This window comes from Pseudomonas coronafaciens pv. oryzae str. 1_6, assembly GCF_000156995.2.
Taxonomy (GTDB): Bacteria; Pseudomonadota; Gammaproteobacteria; order Pseudomonadales; family Pseudomonadaceae; genus Aquipseudomonas; species Aquipseudomonas tremae.
Genome location: NZ_CP046035.1, coordinates 4464433 through 4483337, shown reverse-complemented (window position 1 = coordinate 4483337; position 18905 = coordinate 4464433). Strand labels below are relative to the sequence as shown.

At 60.7% G+C, this 18905-nt stretch carries 14 protein-coding genes; 6 read left to right on the top strand and 8 right to left on the bottom strand.

Annotation, left to right across the window (positions count from 1 at the left end):
- Positions 1 to 25: 25 nt before the first annotated feature.
- Positions 26 to 874, bottom strand: a complete 849-nt coding sequence (nadC, locus tag POR16_RS20100) for a carboxylating nicotinate-nucleotide diphosphorylase (protein WP_005895692.1) — start codon at positions 872 to 874, stop codon at positions 26 to 28.
- A 351-nt stretch (positions 875 to 1225) separates the two neighbouring features.
- Here nadC and POR16_RS20095 point away from each other — a divergent pair, with 351 nt between their 5' ends.
- From POR16_RS20095 to ampE, 3 genes are all read left to right on the top strand, one after another.
- Entirely contained in the window at positions 1226 to 3481 is a 2256-nt protein-coding gene (locus POR16_RS20095) for a DUF1631 domain-containing protein (protein ID WP_005895695.1), read from the top strand.
- A 181-nt stretch (positions 3482 to 3662) separates the two neighbouring features.
- The gene (ampD, locus tag POR16_RS20090; RefSeq protein WP_005895698.1) at positions 3663 to 4211 is read left to right on the top strand and encodes a 1,6-anhydro-N-acetylmuramyl-L-alanine amidase AmpD; all 549 of its coding nucleotides are present in this window, start codon (positions 3663 to 3665) and stop codon (positions 4209 to 4211) included.
- Between the two features lie 15 nt (positions 4212 to 4226).
- Positions 4227 to 5063, top strand: coding sequence for a regulatory signaling modulator protein AmpE (ampE, locus tag POR16_RS20085; RefSeq protein WP_005895701.1), 837 nt, complete (start codon positions 4227 to 4229; stop codon positions 5061 to 5063).
- A 6-nt stretch (positions 5064 to 5069) separates the two neighbouring features.
- Here ampE and POR16_RS20080 read toward each other — a convergent pair whose 3' ends face one another.
- Both POR16_RS20080 and cra read right to left on the bottom strand, forming a co-directional pair.
- Complete coding sequence (locus POR16_RS20080; RefSeq protein WP_005895704.1) at positions 5070 to 5870, bottom strand: TatD family hydrolase; 801 nt, start codon at positions 5868 to 5870, stop codon at positions 5070 to 5072.
- Entirely contained in the window at positions 5867 to 6862 is a 996-nt protein-coding gene (gene cra / locus POR16_RS20075) for a catabolite repressor/activator (protein ID WP_005895707.1), read from the bottom strand. The genes POR16_RS20080 and cra overlap by 4 nt, the downstream gene beginning before the upstream one ends.
- A 351-nt stretch (positions 6863 to 7213) precedes the next feature.
- On the opposite strand from cra, the gene ptsP reads away from it, so the two are divergent.
- The 3 genes from ptsP to POR16_RS20060 are packed head-to-tail and all read left to right on the top strand — an operon-like array spanning position 7214 to position 12777.
- Entirely contained in the window at positions 7214 to 10081 is a 2868-nt protein-coding gene (ptsP, locus tag POR16_RS20070) for a phosphoenolpyruvate--protein phosphotransferase (RefSeq protein WP_005895709.1), read from the top strand.
- The gene (gene pfkB / locus POR16_RS20065) at positions 10081 to 11022 is read left to right on the top strand and encodes a 1-phosphofructokinase (RefSeq protein ID WP_005895712.1); all 942 of its coding nucleotides are present in this window, start codon (positions 10081 to 10083) and stop codon (positions 11020 to 11022) included. The genes ptsP and pfkB overlap by 1 nt, the downstream gene beginning before the upstream one ends.
- A gap of 12 nt (positions 11023 to 11034) precedes the next feature.
- Entirely contained in the window at positions 11035 to 12777 is a 1743-nt protein-coding gene (locus tag POR16_RS20060) for a PTS fructose-like transporter subunit IIB (RefSeq protein WP_005895715.1), read from the top strand.
- Between the two features lie 21 nt (positions 12778 to 12798).
- Here the strand turns inward: POR16_RS20060 and POR16_RS20055 are convergent, their stop codons facing one another.
- From POR16_RS20055 to panB, 5 genes are all read right to left on the bottom strand, one after another.
- Complete coding sequence (locus tag POR16_RS20055; RefSeq protein WP_005895718.1) at positions 12799 to 13977, bottom strand: acetyl-CoA C-acetyltransferase; 1179 nt, start codon at positions 13975 to 13977, stop codon at positions 12799 to 12801.
- Positions 13978 to 14095: 118 nt separating this feature from the next.
- Entirely contained in the window at positions 14096 to 14962 is an 867-nt protein-coding gene (locus POR16_RS20050; protein WP_005895721.1) for an oxygenase MpaB family protein, read from the bottom strand.
- 162 nt (positions 14963 to 15124) lie between these two features.
- Positions 15125 to 16789, bottom strand: coding sequence for a glucose-6-phosphate isomerase (pgi, locus tag POR16_RS20045; protein ID WP_053932138.1), 1665 nt, complete (start codon positions 16787 to 16789; stop codon positions 15125 to 15127).
- 248 nt (positions 16790 to 17037) lie between these two features.
- On the bottom strand, positions 17038 to 17889 hold the full coding sequence (panC, locus tag POR16_RS20040; RefSeq protein ID WP_005895732.1) for a pantoate--beta-alanine ligase: 852 nt from the start codon (positions 17887 to 17889) through the stop codon (positions 17038 to 17040).
- The gene (panB, locus tag POR16_RS20035) at positions 17886 to 18686 is read right to left on the bottom strand and encodes a 3-methyl-2-oxobutanoate hydroxymethyltransferase (RefSeq protein ID WP_005895735.1); all 801 of its coding nucleotides are present in this window, start codon (positions 18684 to 18686) and stop codon (positions 17886 to 17888) included. Before panB ends, panC begins: the two co-directional genes overlap by 4 nt.
- Between the last annotated feature and the right edge of the window lie 219 nt (positions 18687 to 18905).

Sequence of the window (18905 nt, the reverse complement as noted above, 5' to 3'; positions counted from 1 at the left end):
GTGATAGTCGTCGTGGGCGTTGCCGTCAGAGACTCAAGCGCATGGAAAGGTCCACGGCCTTCACATCCTTGGTCATGGCCCCGATGGAAATGTAGTCCACGCCGGTCTCGGCAATTACCCGCAGAGTATCGTCGTTGATACCGCCGCTGGCTTCCAGGCTGGCACGGCCAGCAGTCAGGCGCACGGCCTCGCGCATGTCAGCCAGGCTCAACTCGTCCAGCATGATGATATTGGCCCCGGCATCCAGCGCCTGCTGGAGTTCGCTCAGGCTTTCCACTTCTATTTCTACCGGTTTGCCTGGGGCGATCCGGTGCGCTGCCTCCACTGCCTGGGCAATGCCGCCACAGGCCGCGATATGGTTTTCCTTGATCAGAAACGCGTCATACAGACCAATGCGGTGGTTGTGGCAGCCGCCGCAGGTGACGGCGTATTTCTGCGCCAGACGCAAGCCCGGCAGTGTCTTGCGGGTGTCCAGCAGTTTGACCTGAGTGCCCTCTACAAGATCGGCGAAGTGTTGCGCGCGGGTGGCGACGCCCGACAGCATTTGCAGAAAATTGAGGGCACTGCGTTCGCCGGTCAGCAGCGAGCGGGCAGGGCCTTCAAGGTGAAAAAGGGCCTGGTTCGGGTTGACCCGATCACCATCGATCACTTGCCAGTGCACAGCCACCCGAGGGTCCAGCTGGCGGAAAACGGCATCCACCCAGGCTGTACCGGCGATAACCGCTGCGTCGCGCGAGATGATCGTGGCTTTGGCCAACCGTTCTGCGGGAATCAATTGCGCGGTGATATCGCCGCTGCCGACATCCTCAAGCAATGCGCGACGCACATTGGCTTCGATCTCGGCGGTCAGGTCGGCAATTCGTACATTCGGCATAGCGGGCTCCACTTCAAGGTCGTCCGAGTATAAGGCAGTGCAACTGTCTAACCCACCGGGCATATAGCATGGCCGCGCATTCAGAACATGCAGTTGGTCGGTTAGGCAAATTCGTTTGCGATGGAACGCGAAAGTCGAGGTCTATCGCTGCACGTAAATGCCGTGTCGCCTGCATTCAACAGGACGTGAAAAAGTCTTACTGGCATTATTGGCAAGTTTTGAAACATAATCCGCCTTGTAATTGACGTCATAGGTTTGACTCTCCGCAAGGTCGAGGGAGTCTTTTTACAAGGCGAGGTTTGCAAGCCGCGTTTGTGAAGGGATTCAGATAATTTCCTGTCAGGGGGTGTAATGCCGAACGACGAAAAAGTAGTGCCGTTGAGCAAATTGCTCCCTGCCCAAGGTGCAAGTGCGCCTTTGGCCCGGCTGCCCGTTGTGTTGTTGCAGGTTCGCGACCGTGCGGCCCAGCAGCTCAAGGATGGCCTGCAGGCGCTGTTTGATAACGCCGACGACACACTGTTCGAGATGGCAGACCGCGCCCGCAACAACTCCGAACAAAACCTTTTTTTTGAAGCCATGCGCGACTTGCGCCTCAAGCGCAAAAGCATCGAGCGCGGTTTTCTCGACAAATTCTACGAGTCCTTTCTGGCCCTGGGTCAGTACCAGATTCACGAGCCTGTGCTGCCTGCTGCCGTGTCGTTCGACAAACTGGCGCTGGTGCATAACGATGAGCTGGAGAAGACCGTAGCCGTCGATGCCATGGTCGCCAAGGTCATGAGCCGTGACAGCCTCGCGCTGGGGCAACTGACCGCGCGCCTGAATGTGTTGGTCCCGCAGGCCATTGCCGAAGACAGCAACCCGTTGGGGCCGGCGATGCTGTGCCGCTTCTTTCTCGAGGCCGGGCGCAGTCTGGGCGTCGAGATCAAGGTCAAGCTGATCATCCTCAAGCTGTTCGAGAAATACGTCCTTTCCAACACTGACCACTTGTACAGCGAAGCTAATCAGCTACTGATTGCCACGGGCGTCCTGCCGGACATGAAGTCATTGCCGGCGCGCCGCGCATCTGACCGTGCAACGCCTGGGCACCGTGCTGCCGAGCTGTCCGATCCGGTATTGAACCAGGCGGCCGACAAGCTCGACAAAGGTGTGCAGGAAGTCTTTTCGGCGTTGCAGGAGTTGCTTCTGCACGTTCGTGGCAATCTTGCTCCGCGCCACGAGCCCAACGCCGAAGTGCGTCCGATCTCCAGCAAGGATTTGCTGCGGCTGCTCTCGCACCTGCAGCAATACGTGCCCTCCCAAGAGGCCGACGACGAGTTCGATCTGCGTAATCAACTGGAGCAACTGCTGACCCGGGTCAACGTCAAGACCGGCAAGTCCCGAGTGGTCGGTGTCGGCGATGAGGACGTGATCAACCTGATCGCCATGCTCTTTGAGTTCATTCTCGACGATCGAAACCTGACTCCGTCCTTGCGCGCCCTGATCGGGCGTCTGCAGATTCCGATGCTCAAGGTGGCGGTGCTCGACAAGAGCTTCTTCAGTCGCGGCAGCCATCCTGCCCGCCGCCTGCTCAATGAAATTGCCACCGCGGCGTTGGGTTGGGGCGGTCGCGACGACTATCAGCGGGACTCGCTTTACCAGCGGGTAGAGCAGATCGTGCAGCGCCTGCTGAATGATTTCGTCGATGACCCGGCTATTTTCTCCGAACTGCTGGCCGACTTCCTGGCCTTCACCAGTGACGAACGCCGTCGCAGCGAACTGCTTGAGCAGCGTACCCGCGACGCCGAGGAAGGCCGCGCACGCGCCGAGCTTGCCCGGCATCAGGTGCAGCACGAGTTGAATGAACGGCTGTTGGGCAAGACGTTGCCTGAAGCCGTCGTGCGCCTGCTGCAGGAGGCCTGGAGCAAGGTGTTGCTGTTGACCTGTCTGAAGCACGGCAATGAGTCTGCCGAGTGGCAAGCCGGGCTGAAGACGATGGATGAGTTGATCTGGAGCGTCGAGCAACATGACGACCCGCAGGCCTTGCAGCAGTTGCTTGAGCTGGTGCCGGGGCTGCTCAAGTCGCTGCGTGACGGATTGACCAGTGCTGCATTCGATCCGTTCGCTACCAGCGAGTTCTTCAGCCAGCTCGAGTCGTTGCACGTTCAGGCTTTTCAGCATTTCTCGCGCTTGCAGGACGGCACAGCTGATTCTGCACAGGGCGACACGCTGGCGTCGGATGCTGACGTCGCTGGCGGGCCATCGATGATGGCCGTTGTTGAAGAAATCGTCCTGATTTCTCCCGAAGAACAGATGCTCAACGAGCCGGTCGTGCAGTTGCCTGACGACGACGCCGGCCTGCAAATGGTCGATAAGCTGCGGGTTGGGGGCTGGGTTGAAATTCAGGAAGACGAAGAACACAAGCTGCGCTGCAAGCTGACCGCCATTGTCGAGCCGAGCGGTCGCTATGTGTTCGTCAATCGCACGGGCATGAAGGTTCTGGAGAAGACGCGTTTGGGCCTTGCCGTTGAGTTTCGCCGCGGTGCCATTCGCATTCTGGACGACGCCTTGCTGTTTGACCGCGCGTTGGAATCAGTGATCAGCAACCTGCGAAAACTCAAGGGCGCGTGATCCCGGCCCCGGTTTACCGGGGGCATGCGAGGCGTGGCGCGCAGTTTCTTGTGCTCCGCGTCGTAACGTCGAGGTGTCAAACAGGCATTTCCTACGTCGCGAGTCCGTGCCTGAACCGCCACATCGGCCCCTGTCACAGGCATAATCAGCGCTACTTACTACCCCTGCTCAAGGAGCGCTCATGCAACTGGACTCCGCAAGCGGTTGGTGTGACGGCGTGCAGCATTGCCCGTCGCCCAACTTTAATGCGCGACCCGAAGGCGACATCTCGTTGCTGGTTATCCATAACATCAGCCTGCCGCCCGCACAGTTCAAGACCGGCAAGGTGCAGGCCTTCTTTCAGAACCAGCTGGATGCCACCGAGCATCCCTACTTTTCGGGGATTGCCGATCTGCGCGTTTCGGCGCATTTTCTGATTGAACGTGATGGCGAGGTCATTCAGTTCGTCTCTTGTCTTGATCGCGCATGGCATGCCGGTGTTTCCTGTTTCGAGGGCCGTGAGGGGTGTAACGACTTCTCCATCGGCATCGAGCTTGAGGGCACTGACGAGCAGCCGTTCACTGATGCGCAATACGAAGCCCTGATAGCCCTGACGCGTCAGCTGCGCCAGGCTTTCGTGGCAATTACGCCCGAGCGTATCTGTGGTCATAGCGACATAGCGCCCGGACGCAAGACAGATCCCGGGCCCTGTTTCGATTGGGGCCGGTTTCAAGCGGCTTTGCTGGATTGAGGTAAGGGAGGAACAATGAGTTTTCTGGTGCTATTGCTGGCAGTTCTTGTCGAAAAGTTTTCCGCCCTGCGCCAGCGTGTGCAGCGCGACGGACCGTGGCTCAGCGAGCTGGCGAAGCTCGAGGCGGGCCAGCGAACAGCGTCCCGTCCCTGGCTGATGCTGGCGTTGCTGGTACTGGTGCCGGTGTTGCTGCTGCATCTTGTTCTGACCATCGTGGGCTCGGTTGCCTATGGCTGGCTGGTGTTACCTATCCATTTGCTGGTGCTGATCTACAGCCTGGGCCGGGTCGATCTGATTGCCGTGCTTGGTCCGTTTCGTGACGCCTGCCGACGTGGCGATGCACAGGCAGCGGTGCATGTGGCCGAGCGCGACATGGGCGTGCAGGCCGACGACAGCGAACAATTGCTGCATGGCGTGCAGGGTTACATGCTCTGGCAGGCGTTTCAGAGCTTCTTCGCAGTAATCTTCTGGTATTTCGTGCTTGGGCCGGTCGCCGCGCTGGCTTACCGTTTGCTGGCGCTTGCAGCCGAAAATGGCCGGACTCCCGAGCTGGTCGAGCGGGCAGGGCAACTGCGCCATGCATTCGAATGGGTGCCGGTCAGGCTGCTGGCTGCCAGCTTTGCGCTGGTGGGCAATTTCGTTGCGGTAAGCCGGGTGATGCTGCACGAGCTGCTCAACTGGAACATCAGCGCTGCCCAGCTCATTACGCGTGTCGGGTGCGCCGCCAGTGAGGTTCCGCCTCCGGTCATCGGGCCTGAAGGCGTTACCAGCCTCGACATGCTCTGGGAGCTGCTGGTTCGCTCGGCAATCGTCTGGTACGCAGGGTTTGCACTGTGGACCTTGCTGCTCTGATTCGGCTCAGTCACCGGCCTGTCGAGGCCAGTCAAAAAGCGCGCAGGCGTTCTCTGTAGTCGCCTCGGCGAGGCGCTGCGGGCTGATGTTCATCAACGCCGCGAGTGCCTGGCAAATGTCGGGCAAGTGTTGCGGGCTGTTGCGCTGGTTGGGATACATGGCGGGCGCCATGTCCGGTGAGTCGGTTTCCAGTACCACGCTGTCCAGCGGCAGGTCGGCGATGACGCGGTGCATACGCAGCGCCTGCGGCCATGTTGCCGCCCCGCCAAGACCCAGCTTAAACCCCAGTTTTATGTATTCACGAGCCTCTTCCCTGCTGCCCGCAAAGGCATGGACGATACCGCCGCGCTTGAGCCTGTAACGTTTCAGGGTGGCGATCACGTCGGCATGGCTGCGGCGCACGTGCAGCAATGCGGGCAAGTTGAAGTCCGATGCCAGCCCGAGCTGTGCTTCGAAAATTGCCTGCTGACGCACTTTGTCCGGGTTTTTGACATAGTAATCCAGCCCGATCTCGCCCACCGCGCACAGCTGCGGATGGCCCTTCAGGCGGGTCAGCCATTCGCCCAGCTCGATCAGGTGTCCGCTGCGGTGCTCATCGATATACACCGGGTGCAGCCCGAAGGCCGCGTACAGCGCCGGACGCGATTCGGTCAATGCCCACAGGCGCTGCCAGTTACGCTGATAGACCCCAAGCACCACCATGCGCTGCACGCCGAGTGAGCTGCAGTGCTCCAGTACCTGATTTCGGTCGTCATCGAAGTCCGAAAAATCCAGGTGGGTATGGGTGTCGATCAGCGTCATGTTCATGGCGCGTGGATACGCTGCTTGAAGGCACGCGCGATCGCATGGACGCCTGGCTGGTAGTCATCCTTCTCGATGGCTGCCAAGGCCAGCTGCAGGGCCTTGTCGGCGATCAGCTGGTGTTGCTGAGCCATCGCATTGACCGGTAGCGGCAGAAAATCGAGCAGTTGCGTGTCACCGAAGGTACCAAGGTGCAATGAAGTCGATTGCAGCGCCTGGCTTTGCAGCACATCGAACACGCCTTGCAGCAATACATAAGAGGTGGTGATCAGCGCATCGGGGAAATGCCCTTGCCGTTGCAGCATTTCGGTCATCAGGCGCTGGCCACACTGGCGGCTGAAGGCCTCTGCATGTTCGATGATCCTGGCGCCGGAAAACCCTTCGAGGGCGTCTTCGAAGCCGGCAGCACGTGCCCGGCTGATACTTAGTTCAGGACGTGCGCTGATCAAGGCAATGTGCTTTGGGTGGGTCTGTAGCAGGCTGCGGGTCAGTTGCAGGCTGGCATCGTGGTCGTCGCTGACTACCGAGCAGAAAAACTCCGGGTTCATTTCCCGGTCGATGGCGATGATAGGCGTGCCCTTGATCTGCAGGGCACGATAGCTTTCGTCGCTGGCGGGCAGGCAACTGGCGACCAGCAGTGCGTCGCAGCGTCGCGCTCTGAATAACTGCAACAGCTGCAGTTCGCTGGCGGGATCATCATCGGAACTGGCTATCAGCAATTGATAGCCCAAGCTGCGTGCGCCTTGCTCGAGCAGCTTGGCAATGCGTGCATAGCTGGGGTTTTCCAGATCCGGCAGGATGAAGCCCAGGGTTTTGCTGTGTCGACTGCGCAGCCCCGCGGCTTGCGGATTAGGCCGGAAATCATGTTGCTCGACGACGGCTTTCACACGCTCGACCGTTGCGGGGCTGATACGTTGTTGTTCGGCTTTGCCATTGATCACGTAACTGGCGGTCGTGACAGAAACACCTGCCAGACGTGCAATATCGCTTAGTTTCACCCCGGAATTCCTTCAGTCAGGCAAGCGGTTCAGAACATTGGAATTATTTTTGCTGTGATACTGATCTTTACACCAGACCGTGGGAAATTCCCAACTGCTTCAAGTATTTTGGGACTTGTCCTACAGGATCGAGCCGGCCGGGCTTCAATGAACCCGCAGAATCGAGTAACGTGCCGGGCAATTATAGATTAAACGATTCAGCATGCCCGTTGTCTGCTGCAATCGAGGTGAAAAGGATGTCCGATAGGATAGTTGATCGGTGTCACTATCATCCCCCTAAGCTGTCGGTCCTATGATCGTCATTAAAACAAGAATCAGGTGGCGCCTTGGCGCTGCACAGGAGTCAAGGCAATGCTCGAACTCACTCTGGAGCAAATATCCATGGCCCAGTCGGCTGTGGATAAAACTGCCGCACTTAAGCTGATTGCCGACCACCTGGTCGCTGATGGCCTGGTCGCCGAGGGCTACCTTACCGGTCTGATGAACCGTGAGCAGCAAGGCTCGACCTTTCTCGGCCAGGGCATCGCCATCCCGCATGGCACTCCCGAAACCCGCGACCTGGTGGCCACCACCGGCGTGCGCCTGATGCAGTTCCCCGAAGGGGTGGATTGGGGCGACGGGCAGATGGTCTATCTGGCAATAGGTATTGCCGCCAAGTCCGACGAGCACTTGCGTTTGCTGCAGTTGCTGACCCGCGCGCTGGGTGAAGAAGACCTGGGCCAGGCACTGCGTGAAGCGCAGACCCCGGAAGACTTGCTCAAGCTGTTGCAGGGCGCGCCTCAGGAACTGGCGCTCGACGCGCAGATGATCAGTCTGGGCGTATCGGCCGACGATTTTGAAGAACTGGTCTGGCGCGGCGCACGGCTGTTGCGCAAGGCCGACTGCGTGAGCAACGGTTTTGCTGCCGTGCTGCAACAGGTCGAGGCGCTGTCGCTGGGTGATGGCCTGTGGTGGTTGCACAGCGAACAGACCGTCAAGCGTCCCGGTCTCGCCTTTGTGACCCCGGACAAGCCTATCCGTTATCTCGGCCAGCCGCTGACCGGTCTGTTCTGTCTTGCCAGCCTCGGCGAGGCACACCAGGCTTTGCTTGAGCGGCTTTGTCTGCTGCTGATCGAAGGTCGTGGCCACGAGCTGGGCCATGCCACCAATAGCCGCGTGGTGCTGGAAGCGCTGGGCGGCGAGTTGCCTGCCGAGTGGCCGACCCGACAGGTTCAACTGGCGAACGCTCACGGCCTGCATGCCCGCCCTGCGAAGATTCTGGCGCAACTGGCCAAGGAGTTCGACGGCGAAATCCGTATGCGCGTGCTGGAAACCGGCGAAGCCGCCGTGTCTGCCAAGAGCCTGAGCAAGCTGCTCAGCCTCGGAGCGCGCCGCGGTCAGACGCTGGAGTTCATTGCCGAGCCAAGTATTGCTGACGATGCCTTACCCGCATTGATTGAGGCGGTGGAGCAGGGGCTTGGCGAAGAAGTCGAGCCTTTGCCTGCCGTTTCCGCACCGCAGGCTGCGCCAGCACCCGCTGCTGCCGCCAAACCCTTGAACGCACCCGCTGCCGGCAGTGTGTTGCAAGCTGTACCGGCATCGCCGGGTATTGCCATTGGCCCGGCGCATGTTCAAGTACTGCAGACGTTCGATTATCCCCCGCAGGGCGAATCGGTTGCTGCCGAACGTGAGCGCCTGCACAAAGCGATTGGCGAAGTTCGCAGCGACATCGAAAACCTGATTCAGCGCAGCAAGTCCAAGGCCATTCGTGAAATCTTCATCACCCACCAGGAGATGCTTGAGGACCCGGAACTGACCAGCGAAGTCGAGCAGCGTCTGAACAACGACGAAAGTGCAGCCGCTGCGTGGGCCACTGTGATCGAAACTGCCGCCGTCCAGCAGGAACAATTGCAGGACGCCCTGCTGGCCGAGCGCGCGGCCGACCTGCGAGACGTAGGCCGGCGCGTGCTGGCGCAGATCTGTGGCGTTGAAACCGTTGCCGCTCCTGACGAACCCTACATCCTGGTGATGGACGAAGTCGGCCCGTCCGACGTTGCCCGTCTGGACCCGGCGCAGGTAGCCGGCATTCTTACCGCTCGCGGCGGTGCCACTGCGCACAGCGCCATTGTCGCGCGTGCGCTTGGTATCCCTGCGCTGGTCGGTGCCGGTGATGAAGTGCTGCTGCTCAAGCCAGGCACTGTGCTGCTACTCGACAGTCAGCGTGGACGCCTGACGGTGGCGCCTGACGAAGCCACCTTGCAGCGCGCCGTTGCGGATCGCGATGCCCGCGAAGTGCGCCTCAAGGCCGCTGCGCAGGCGCGCATGGAGCCCGCAGTGACACGTGATGGCCACGCCGTCGAAGTGTTCGCCAACATTGGCGACAGCACTGGCACGCCAGCCGCAGTAGAGCAGGGCGCCGAAGGTGTCGGCCTGCTGCGTACCGAATTGCTGTTCATGGCCCACTCTCAGGCGCCTGACGAGGCAACCCAAGAAGCCGAATATCGCCGCGTTCTGACCGATCTTGGCGGTCGCCCGCTGGTGGTGCGCACGCTGGACGTCGGCGGTGACAAGCCATTGCCTTACTGGCCTATCGCCAAGGAAGAGAATCCGTTCCTCGGCGTGCGCGGCATTCGCCTGACTCTGCAACGCCCGGACGTGATGGAAAGCCAGCTGCGCGCGCTGTTGCGTTCGGCAGAAAGCGGCCCTTTGCGCATCATGTTCCCGATGATCGGCACCCTTGAAGAATGGCGTCAGGCGCGGGACATGACCGAGCGACTGCGCAAGGAAATCCCCGTCAGCGACCTGCAACTGGGGATCATGATCGAAGTGCCTTCAGCCGCGCTGATTGCACCGGTCCTGGCCAAGGAAGTGGATTTCTTCAGCATCGGCACCAATGACCTGACGCAATACACGCTGGCGATCGACCGCGGCCACCCGACCCTGTCGGCCCAGGCAGACGGGTTGCACCCTTCGGTGCTGCAACTGATCGACATGACCGTCCGCGCCGCACATGCCAATGGCAAGTGGGTGGGTGTGTGTGGCGAACTGGCTGCCGACCCTGTGGCCGTTCCGGTGCTGGTAGGGCTGGGCGTGGATGAATTAAGTGTGTCGGCGCGCAGCATCGGCGAGGTCAAGGCCTGTGTGCGTGAACTGACCCTGAGCACTGCTCGGCAACTGGCGCAAAATGCGCTGACGGCGGGCAGCGCCGCCGAAGTCCGCGCGCTTGTGGAGGCTTTGTAATGGCGAAGATTCTTACCCTGACCATGAACCCGGCGCTGGACCTGACTGTGCAGTTGGGACAACTGGAGCTGGGCCAGGTCAACCGCAGCAACGCAATGCTCACCCACGCAGCGGGCAAGGGACTCAATGTGGCGCAGGTGCTGGCCGATCTTGGCCATGACCTGACCGTTGCGGGTTTTCTGGGCATCGACAATCAGCAGTCGTTCGAAGCGTTGTTCGAGCGCCGCAACTTTGTCGACGAGTTCGTCCGTGTGCCGGGGGAAACCCGCAGCAACATCAAGCTGGCCGAGGGCAGTGGCCGCATCACCGACCTGAATGGCCCGGGTCCGCAGGTCAGCGAAGAGGCGCAGCAGGCTCTGTTTGCGCGAGTCCAGCAGATCGCAGCAGGTTTCGACGTGGTGGTGGTTGCCGGCAGTCTGCCGCGCGGTGTCACGCCGGAGTGGCTGCAGAAGTTGCTGCTGATGCTCAAGGGCCTTGGTCTCAAGGTGGCGCTGGACACCAGCGGGCTGGCCTTGCGAGCCGGCCTGGAGGCAGGCCCCTGGCTGATCAAACCCAATACCGAAGAGCTGGCCGATGCGCTCGACGCGCCGATCATCTCCATCGCCGCTCAGGCCGAGGCTGCTGCGCGTCTGCACGCTCAGGGCATCGAGCATGTGGTGATCTCCCAAGGTTCCGAAGGGGTGCACTGGTTCAGTCCGAACCTGGCACTGCATTCATTGCCGCCCAAGGTCACAGTGGCCAGTACCGTAGGTGCTGGCGACTCGCTGCTGGCGGGCATGGTGCATGGCCTTATCGGCGGCCATGATCCGCAAAAGACGCTGCGCACCGCCACGGCGATTGCCGCGATGGCCGTGACTCAGATCGGTTTCGGCATCACCGATGCCGCACAACTCAAACGGCTTGAAGGCGGCGTCACTGTACGCAGCCTTTCAGAACAATAAGAGAGGATCGTCATGAAGTTAGCCATAGTTACGGCCTGCCCGAACGGCAAGGTCAGCAGCGTACTCAGCGCACGGTTACTCGAAGCGGCGGCATTGCGTCAGGGCTGGGAAACCAGTGTCGAAATCATCGACCCCAACAAGGCAGAGCGTCAGCTTTCCGCACAGGATATCGAAGCCGCCGATCTGGTGCTGGTGGTCAACACCGGGCCGGTAGATTTGAGCCGGTTCGTCGGTAAGCGGCTGTTTCAGGATTCACCGTCTCATGCCTTGCAGGACGTCGATGGCTTTCTGCAGCGTGCCGCGCAGGACGCGCAGGTTCATGTCGCCTCGCAAACTGCAGCCCCCGAAGCCGCAGGCGTCACGGGTGCAAAACCGCGCATTGTCGCGATCACTGCCTGCCCGACCGGCGTTGCGCACACGTTCATGGCCGCCGAGGCCATTCAGCAGGCGGCCAAGCGTCTGGACTACGACCTGCAGGTCGAAACCCAAGGCTCGGTCGGCGCACGCAATCCGCTCAGCCCTCAGGCCATTGCCGACGCTGATGTGGTGCTGCTGGCTGCCGATATCGAGGTCAACACCGACCGCTTTGCAGGCAAAAAAATCTACCGCTGCGGCACTGGCATTGCGCTGAAACAGTCCGACGCGACGCTGAAAAAAGCCTTGGCGGAAGGTCAGGTGGAATCCGCTTCGTCCAATGCCGCCTCGCCTGCCAGGCAAGAGAAGGCGGGCGTCTACAAGCACTTGCTGACCGGTGTGTCGTTCATGTTGCCGATGGTGGTGGCAGGTGGTCTGCTGATCGCCCTGTCGTTCGTCTTCGGCATCAATGCGTTCAAGGAACAGGGCACGCTGGCTGCCGCCTTGATGCAGATCGGCGGGGAAGCGGCGTTCAAACTGATGGTGCCATTGCTGGCCGGTTACATCGCCTATTCGATTGCTGATCGTCCGGGTCTGGCGCCGGGGATGATCGGCGGTTTGCTGGCGAGTACGCTGGGTGCGGGCTTCATCGGCGGTATCATCGCCGGTTTTCTCGCTGGCTACAGTGCTGCCGCGATCAATCGCTATGCACGTCTGCCTGCCAGCGTCGAAGCGCTCAAGCCGATCCTCATCATCCCGTTGCTGTCGAGCCTGTTCACCGGTCTGGTGATGATTTACGTGGTCGGCAAGCCTGTCGCGGGCATGCTCGAGGCGCTGACCCACTTCCTCGACAGCATGGGCACTACCAATGCGATCCTGCTGGGCGTGGTGCTGGGCGCGATGATGTGCGTCGACCTCGGCGGTCCGATCAACAAGGCGTCCTACGCGTTCTCCGTCGGCCTGCTGGCCTCACAGAGCTACGCACCGATGGCCACAGCGATGGCCGCCGGTATGGTGCCGCCAATCGGTATGGGCATCGCGACCCTTCTGGCTCGTCGCAAGTTCGCTCAAAGCGAGCGAGAGGCCGGCAAGGCCGCGTTCGTGCTGGGGCTGTGCTTCATTTCCGAAGGTGCCATTCCGTTCGCTGCCAAAGACCCGCTTCGAGTCATTCCCGCCAGTGTCGTGGGCGGTGCGCTGACTGGCGCGTTGTCGATGTACTTCGGCTGCAAACTGATGGCGCCGCACGGTGGTCTGTTCGTGATGCTGATCCCCAACGCGATCAATCATGCGCTGTTGTACCTGCTGGCGATTGTGGTCGGCAGTGTGGTCACAGGCGTGATTTATGCGCTGATCAAACGGCCGGAAGCTGCAGAGCTAGACGTGGCGCCTGCCAGCGCCTGACCCTGCAGAGTACGAATGCCCTCAGCGCGCCAGTGCGAGGGCTACACCCTGGCCGCCACCGATGCACAGCGTGGCCAGGCCCTTCTTTGCATCACGCCTGATCATCTCGTGCAGCAGCGTCACCAACACGCGGCAGCCCGATGCGCCGATCGGGTGGCCGATGGCAATGGCGCCGCCATTGACGTTGAGCTTTTGCGGGTCAAGCCCCAGTTCCTTGCCTACCGACAGCGCCTGTGCAGCGAAGGCTTCGTTGGCTTCTATCAGGTCCAGCTCGTCCAGTGACCAGCCAGCCTTGTCCAGGCAGCGACGGGTGGCGCTCACGGGGCCTATGCCCATGATGGCCGGGTCAACGCCTGCATTGGCGTAGGCTGCGACATGCGCCAGCACCGGCAGGCCCAGTTGTTCGGCTTTGCTGGCGCTCATCAGCATCACGGCGGCCGCACCGTCGTTGAGCGACGAGGCGTTACCGGCGGTGACAGTGCCATCCTTCTTGAAAGCAGGTTTGAGTTTGCCCAGCGTTTCGGCTGTCGTTCCGGCACGGGGCTGCTCGTCTGTGGCGAAGGAAACGGGGTCGCCCTTGCGCTGCGGAATCAGGATCGGGGTGATTTCGCTGGCAAAGCGTCCGGCTTCGATGGCAGCGATCGCTTTCTGTTGGGAGAGCGCGGCAAAAGCGTCTTGCTCCTCGCGGCTGATGTCGTATTTTTGCGCCAGGTTTTCAGCGGTGACGCCCATGTGGTAATCGTTGAATGCGTCCCACAGGCCATCGCTGATCATGGTGTCGACCAGTTGGGCATGGCCCATGCGCAGACCGGTTCGCGCGCCGGGCATGACGTAGTTGGACAGGCTCATGTTCTCCTGGCCACCGGCGATGATGATGTCAGCGTCGCCGCAACGAATGGCCTGAGCGGCCAGATGCAGGGCCTTGAGGCCTGAGCCGCACACCTTGTTGAGGGTCATGGCCGGGACCGAGAAGGGCAGGCCCGCTTTGATGGCCGCCTGTCGTGCCGGGTTTTGACCCGCTCCGGCGGTGAGCACCTGGCCCATGATGACCTCATCAATGTGCGTGCCGTCCACGCCGGTCTGGGCCAAGAGCTGGCGTATGACAGCAGCGCCCAGATCGACCGCTGGAATGGTCGCCAGTGAGCCCTGGAAGCTGCCCACGGCGGTGCGGTTGGCAGCGACGATAACGACGTCATGCATGGTGCTGATCCTCATTGTTATTGAGGGCTCATGGTGGCACAGATGGGGAGACAGGTTCCAATCGCGAACCCCTCGGTCATATTTTGCAGCGTCTTTGCAGCGTCTTTGCACCGGCTGCTCAGAGGCCCATGCGACGCTTGGCGCGTTGCGCCGATCCATTGCGCACTGCCCAGCGCATTAAAGGCGCGGTGCTGTTGACGCCCAGCCGGATGATCTTGCGCTGCAGAGGGCTTTGCGTGACATCGAGCATCTCGCTGGCCCAGACCGGCAGCAAGTCGACGCCAGCGCGCATCATCAATACACCAAAAGGCTTGGCCAGCCAGTTGGATGCCGGCGCATCCAGCAGCAGGCGCATCACTTCACGACTGCGATCATCACATACCAGATCGCCTTGAATACCTTCCAGATAGTCCGCGATGGCCTGACGGGAGCGTGGCACATCGCACGCGCCCAGCCGCTCGGCGACCAGCGCTGTCTCGGCGTAATACAGATCCTGATCCGCCAGCGACAGGTCTGGATCGTGATAGCGCAAATGTGCGGCCAGAAAGCTGCTGACTTCCGCCACATGCACCCAAGTCAGCAACTCTGGATCGCTTGCCGCGTAGGGCCGTCCATCCGGCGCTGTGCCGCTGATGTTCAGGTGGATGGCGCGTACTTTGTCGATCAACCAGTTGGCGTCCAGTTTGGAGCCATAGGTGGTGCCGGACAGAAATTGCCCGGTGCGTCTCAAGCGCCCGAGCATATCCTGACGAAAACTGGAGTGGTCCCAGATACCAGCGAGCGCCAGCGGGTGCAGCGCCTGCAGCATCAAGGCGCTGATGCCACCGACCAGCATGCTGGTAAAGTCGCCATGCACCTCCCAGCACACCGCTTGCGGGCCGAACAGACCGGGATCGCCCTTGGGGTTCTCCAGATCCAGTTGCCCGAGAGTGAGGCCGGTAAGGCTGATTACCTGGTTTTCGATGCGGGTACGGATGAATTCCATGTCGTGCTCGGGCATCGGGGAGGGAATATCAGGTACAACTGACGTGTGCCTGGATGGCTATCGTGCCAACGCTCCAGCGTTGCCACGCAGTTCGTGACGCGGGAGCGTCACGAGCTGCATTCCCACGCGGAGCGCGGGAACGATAATCATGGACGGGGCAAATCAGCCGCGGTGACGGCCGCGGAAGTAGTTGATCAAGCCTTGCGTCGATGCGTCGTCAGCAGGCTCTTCAGTGCCACCGGTCAGACGCTGATACACAGCCTTGCCCATTTCCTTGCCCAGTTCCACGCCCCACTGGTCAAACGCGTTGGTGCCCCAGATAACGCTTTGTACAAACACCTTGTGCTCATACATGGCCACCAGCGCGCCGAGGCGACGTGGGCTGATGCGTTCTACCACCAGCGTGTTGCTTGGGCGGTTACCAGGGATGACCTTGTGCGGCGCGAGTTTCTGCACCTCATCTTCAGCCATGCCTTTTTCACGCAACTCGGCCTCGGCTTCGGCGCGGGTCTTGCCCATCATCAGGGCCTGGCTCTGCGACAGGCAGTTGGCGTACAGCCACTGATGGTGGTCGGCAACCGGGTTGAAGCTGACGATCGGCACAATGAAGTCAGCCGGGATCATCTGTGTGCCTTGGTGCAGCAACTGGTGGTAAGCGTGCTGGCCGTTGGCGCCCACGCCACCCCATATGACCGGGCCTGTATCCGTGAGTGCCGGCGTGCCGTCCTGGCGAACGCTTTTGCCGTTGGATTCCATGTCCAGTTGTTGCAAGTGTTTGGTGATGTTGCGCAGGTAGTGGTCGTACGGCAGGATCGCGTGGCTCTGCGCGTTCCAGAAGTTGCCATACCAGACACCCAGCAGCGCCAGTAATACCGGCATGTTCTGCTCAAAAGGTGCGCTCTGAAAATGCTGGTCCATGGTGTAGGCGCCGGACAGCAGTTCCTTGAAGTTGGACATGCCGATGGCCAGCGCAATCGGCAGGCCGATTGCTGACCACAGCGAGTAGCGACCGCCGACCCAGTCCCACATCGGGAAGATGTTTTCTTCGCGAATACCGAACGCCACCGCAGCCGCATTGTTGCTGGAGACTGCGATGAAGTGACGATGCAGTTCGACCTCCGAGCCACCCTGCGCAAGGTACCAGGCACGTGCAGCTTGGGCGTTTTTCAGGGTTTCCAGCGTATTGAAGGACTTCGACGAAACGATGAACAGCGTGGTCTCGGCGCGAATCCTCATCGACAGCTCGTGAAACTCGCTGCCGTCGATGTTTGCCAGATAGTGGCAGCGAACGCCTTTGTGCGCGTAGGCCACCAGTGCTTCAGAGACCAGCTCCGGGCCGAGGAACGAGCCGCCGATGCCGATGTTGACCACGTCTGTGATCGGCTTTTCGGTGTAACCGCGCCACAGGCCGTCATGAATGCGGCCGACCAGCTCGGTCATCTGATTGAGCACGCGGTGTACGTCGGGCATCACATCGACGCCGTTGACCTTCAGCTTGTCACCCACCGGGCGGCGCAGTGCAGTATGGAGTGCCGGGCGACCTTCGGAGGAGTTGACCAGTTCGCCGTCGTACTGAGCCTTGATCGCGTCCTTGAGACCCACTTCACCGGCCAGGCTGACCAGAAGGTCGCGAGTCTCGGTGGTGATCAGGTTTTTCGAATAGTCGAGAAACAGGCCGGCGCTGCTGAGCGTGAACTGGTTGAAGCGCTGCGGATCGGTATTGAACGCTTCGCGCATGCTGAAATTCTGCATGGCCTGACGGTGTTTGTTCAATGCTTGCCAGGCGGGCAAAGCGGTCACATCGGAAGGATTGCGGTAGTACGCCATCGCTGCGGGTTTCCTTTAACGGGTTCGGGCTTGGATATTTTTAGAGCGAGGTCGCAAGCTCTCATTGGCTATACATAGCAGACTACCCTTCGCACACCTGTTTGTCTGCGCCTCGCCCTACCTGCCCCCGGTACTTTTTCGCACACAAGTTATCGGGGTTTCACTCAAATACTTTGGGTTGTGGTTCACGCAACCTGTATCGATAGGGCATTACTGACGTGGCTTAGTTCATCGGCCAGTGGATCCTTTCAGCCTTTGGTCAGGTGCAGATTGTCGATCAGACGGGTCTTGCCCAGAAAGGCAGCGGCCAGAATGACCACGTCGCGATCTTGCGCAGTCGCCGGACGCAGGTTGCTTGCATTGCGTATTTCCAGATAGTCGATGCGAAAACCGACGGCCTCAAGCTGCTGCTTCTTGTCTGCCAGCAGTGTCTCGAAATTCTGCTCGCCTGCGTTGATCGCGTCGGCCGTCTGGCAGATCGCCTGATACAGGGCAGGCGCTATGGCGCGTTGCTCGTCGGACAGGTAGCCGTTGCGCGAAGACAATGCCAGGCCATCATCGGCACGCACGGTAGATTGGCCCAAGATCTCGATCGGCATGTTCAGGTCGCGGACCATTGCCCGGATCACCGCCAGTTGCTGGAAATCCTTCTCGCCGAAGATCGCCAGATCAGGCTGCACCATATTGAACAGCTTGCTGACCACCGTCGCGACACCCTCGAAGTGGCCGGGGCGACTGGCGCCGCACAGCCCCTGCGACAGGTGCGGAACGCTGACCAGCGTCTGCTCGGCCATGCCATCGGGGTACATTTCTTCGACAGTGGGCGTGAACAGCAGATCGCAGCCGGCCTGGACGAGTTTTTCCTGATCGGCGGCGAGGGTCCGCGGGTAGGTGGCCAGGTCTTCCTTGGGGCCGAATTGCAGTGGATTGACGAAAATGCTCGCGACCACGAAGTCTGCGCACTGCGCTGCCCTGGCGACCAGTGTGGCGTGGCCGCTGTGCAGGTTGCCCATTGTCGGCGTCAGGGCGATGCGCTTGCCTTCACGACGTGCCTGCGCAACCGCCGCGCGCAGTTCTGTAACGGTCTTAACTGTGTTCATGCCGAGAACCCGTGTTCGGTGGCCGGAAAGCTGACGTCCTTGACGGCGTTCACGTAGGCCTGAATGGCCGACTGGATGTCAGGTTGACCAACCATGAAGTTTTTCACGAACTTGGGGACGCGTCCGCTGATCGACAGGCCCAGCATGTCGTGCAGCACCAGAACCTGACCGTCGGTTGCGCTGCCGGCACCAATGCCTATCACCGGAATTTTCACTGCCAGAGTGATCTCTTCGGCCAGTTCGCTCGGCACGCATTCCAGCAGGATCATTGCGGCGCCGGCCTGCTCCAGCGCAATGGCATCGGCGCGCATTTGTCGGGCCTGTGCTTCCAGGCGGCCCTGAACCTTGTAACCGCCCAGCACATTGACCGACTGTGGCGTGAGGCCCATGTGCGCGCAGACCGGAATCCCGCGCTCTGCCAGCAAGCGAATCGACTCGCCCAACCAGGCGGCGCCTTCGACCTTGATCATGTGCGCACCGGCCTGCATCAACGTCGTACTGTTGATGAAGGTCTGCTCCAGCGTGGCGTTGGCCATGAACGGCAGGTCGGCGAGAATCAACGCGCCCTGGTTGCCCCGTTTCACACACGCCACGTGGTAGGCCGTTTCGGCCGTGGTCACTGGCAGTGTGCTGTCATGACCTTGCAGGACCATACCCAGCGAGTCGCCTATCAGCAGCACTTCGACACCGGCCTGGCAGGCAGTGTGGGCAAAGGTTGCGTCGTAACAGGTCAGCATGGTGATTTTCTCACCCTTCTGCTTCATGGCCAGCAGCGACGTAACGGTTATGTTCGGCATGTAAATTTCTCCATCAGGCACTGTGCAATGGGGGCTCAGCGCGTGAGAGTCATCCTGGAAAAGCAGGCACACCGTCGTGTCGCGGTGTTTTGCAAAAGGCCTGTTTCGCGCCCGTTCGCCAGTGTGGCAGCGGCGGGAGGCCTATCTTCGTGAGGAGGGGGCGTTAAGTCAATTGAAGGTGTTACCTGTGTGCCGAACCGGTTACACCCGTGGACACAA